Annotated in this window: 2 protein-coding genes and 1 pseudogene; 1 reads left to right on the forward strand and 2 read right to left on the reverse strand. The window is 63.5% G+C overall.

Annotated elements, in window-relative coordinates:
- Together AC1DS3_RS37820 and tauA are read right to left on the reverse strand one after the other, a co-directional pair.
- The coding region (locus tag AC1DS3_RS37820) for a taurine ABC transporter ATP-binding protein (RefSeq protein WP_477129273.1) at positions 1-608 on the reverse strand (608 nt) is incomplete at its 3' end.
- A gap of 71 nt (positions 609-679) precedes the next feature.
- Positions 680-1,693: a taurine ABC transporter substrate-binding protein gene (tauA, locus tag AC1DS3_RS37825; protein ID WP_477129274.1), complete on the reverse strand. Its 1,014-nt coding sequence runs from the start codon at positions 1,691-1,693 to the stop codon at positions 680-682.
- 484 nt (positions 1,694-2,177) lie between these two features.
- Here tauA and AC1DS3_RS37830 point away from each other — a divergent pair.
- Positions 2,178-2,377 (forward strand): annotated as a pseudogene (locus AC1DS3_RS37830) (sulfoacetaldehyde acetyltransferase); the annotation flags it as partial.

Here is a 2,377-nt window from a genome sequence, read left to right on the forward strand (position 1 = left end):
GCCAGGAACAGTGCTTCCTCCACGCTGTGGGTGATGAAGAACACGATCTTCTGCTCCGCCGCCCACAGCTTGAGGATCAGCGCCTGGATCGTCTCGCGCGTGAGCGCGTCGAGCGCGCCGAGCGGCTCATCCATCAGCATCACCGCCGGATCGTTGGCAAGCGTGCGGGCAATGCCCACGCGCTGCTGCATGCCGCCAGAGAGCTGGTAGACCGGCTTGGCCGCCACCTTCTCCAGGCCAACCAGCGCCAGCTTTTCCTGGGCGATGCGCAGGCGCTCGGCGCGCGGCACGCCGCGCAGGCGCAGGCCCAGCGCCACGTTGTCCAGCACATTGAGCCAGGGCATCAATGCATGCTTTTGGAACACGACGCCGCGCTCGGCACCCGGGCCGTGCACGGATTTGCCATCGAGGCGGATCTCGCCTTCCGAGGGTTGCATGAAACCGGCGATGCACGACAGCAAGGTCGTCTTGCCGCAGCCGGATGCACCGAGCGCGACCACGAAATCGCCGCGCTCCATGGTGAGATTGACCTGCGACAGGGCCAGCGTGTCGGCGCCACCGCGGCCGCCGTAGTTCACGCTCAGGTTGTCGATTTCGAGTTTGGCCATAGCTGCAAACTTCCTGAAAAGAGGATTCAAGGCCGCGCGGCCAGCGTCGCCCGCCGCGCGGCACCGGCAAATCAGGCCGGCGTCMTGGTGGCGAGGGCGCGCTTGACCCACTCCGCATTCACACCCGAGCCGTAGTCCGGCAACACGGTCTGGATCGTGCCCTGCTCCTTCAGGAATTGCGCCGCCGATTGCAGCGCCTTGGCCGCGCCGCCGCCCAGCCAGCGGGGCGAGGCTTGCTCCTCCAGCGTGGGGAAACCGTACAGCGCCATGCTGGCCGGCACCGCCTCGGGCTTGGCGCCCGAGACCTTGGCCACCGCCTTCACCATCGGCGACTCCGCGGTCCACGCTGCCTTGTCCTGGCGATACTTGTCATCCGCCGCGGCCAGGATCTTGACGAACTTGACCATGAACTCGGGGTTCTCCCGCGCGAACTTCTTGTTGGCGATCATGCCGTCGAAGGTGGCCTTGCCGGTTTCGGCGGCGATCTTGCCGGAAGTCACCAGCACCTTGCCCGTTTGCTTGAGCTTGGCCAGCACCGGGTCCCAGATAAAGGTGGCATCGATGTCGCCGCGCTCCCAGGCGGCGGCCACTTCGGGCGGCCGCATGTTCATGATCTTGACGTCCTTGGGATTGATCTTGGCCTGCTCCAGCGCCACCAGCGTGTGGTAGTGCGTGGTGGAGACAAAAGGCACGCCCACCCGCTTGCCTTTGAGGTCTGCCACGCYGTTGATATTGCTGCCGTTGCGCGCCACCATGGCCTCGGCCGCGTTGATGTCGTCAAGGATCCAGAACAGCTCCACGTCCAGCCCCTGCGACAACGCCGAGGCAATCGGCGAGGTACCGGCTTCGCCGATCGCGATCTGGCCCGAAGCCATGGCCCGGATCACGTCGCCGCCGCCGCCGAACTGGCGGAACGAGACCTTGTAGCCGGTCTGCTTCTCGACTTCCTTCATGTCCTGCGCATAGCGCCATGGCACCACCATATCCTGGTAGGCGATGACAACTTCCTTGGTCTGCGCGTAGGCGCCCGGGGCGACGACGGCCGCCAGTACCACGCTTGCTGCAAGCTGCTTGAACCAACGCATGATGAACCTCCTCAAGATGAACGGTGTGGTGTGCTATGGCGGAGACCGCCGGCAGGAAATGCCAGGCACCAGGGCGGTGCCTGCTCGAGGAGGAAGAAGTGATAAGCATGAGGCATGCCAGTGTCTCCGTCTGGTTGGGACGTCTTTGCGTCCTCTCCTTTCTTAGCGGCGCTTCGCGCTTTGGCGAGTCGTCGCGGCGTGCACCAGGCGCTTTGGCAAGCAGCGCTGGGCAAGGTGTAACCGTATGGTAGAAAGCGGCCCGCCGCCGGGTTAGAGCCAGCGGGGACCAACTGTGGGTCCACACGGGCACGCAGGTTGAATTTACGTCACTTTAAAGGGTATTTACTACCGTTTTTAGGTACACGGCATTCCGTTTATCGGATTTTCTTATTGACCATCGCTTAGTCTCATCCTACATTTCGATCCACAAACACTTTTCGGAACATTTGGTTCCGTTTTGATCGAAGACCGGAGACACTACACCATGAGCGAACATCTTCCCGAAACCCTCGCCGCAGGCACCCAAGCTGGCGCCGCCACCACCGGCCCGCAGGAGATGACCCCGTCGGAAGCCTTTGTCGAGACCCTGGCCGCCAATGGCGTCACCGACATGTTCGGCATCATGGGCTCCGCCTTCATGGACGCCATGGACATCTTCGCCCCCGCCGGCATCCGCCTCATCCC

This window comes from Cupriavidus sp. 01L46, from assembly GCF_056399905.1.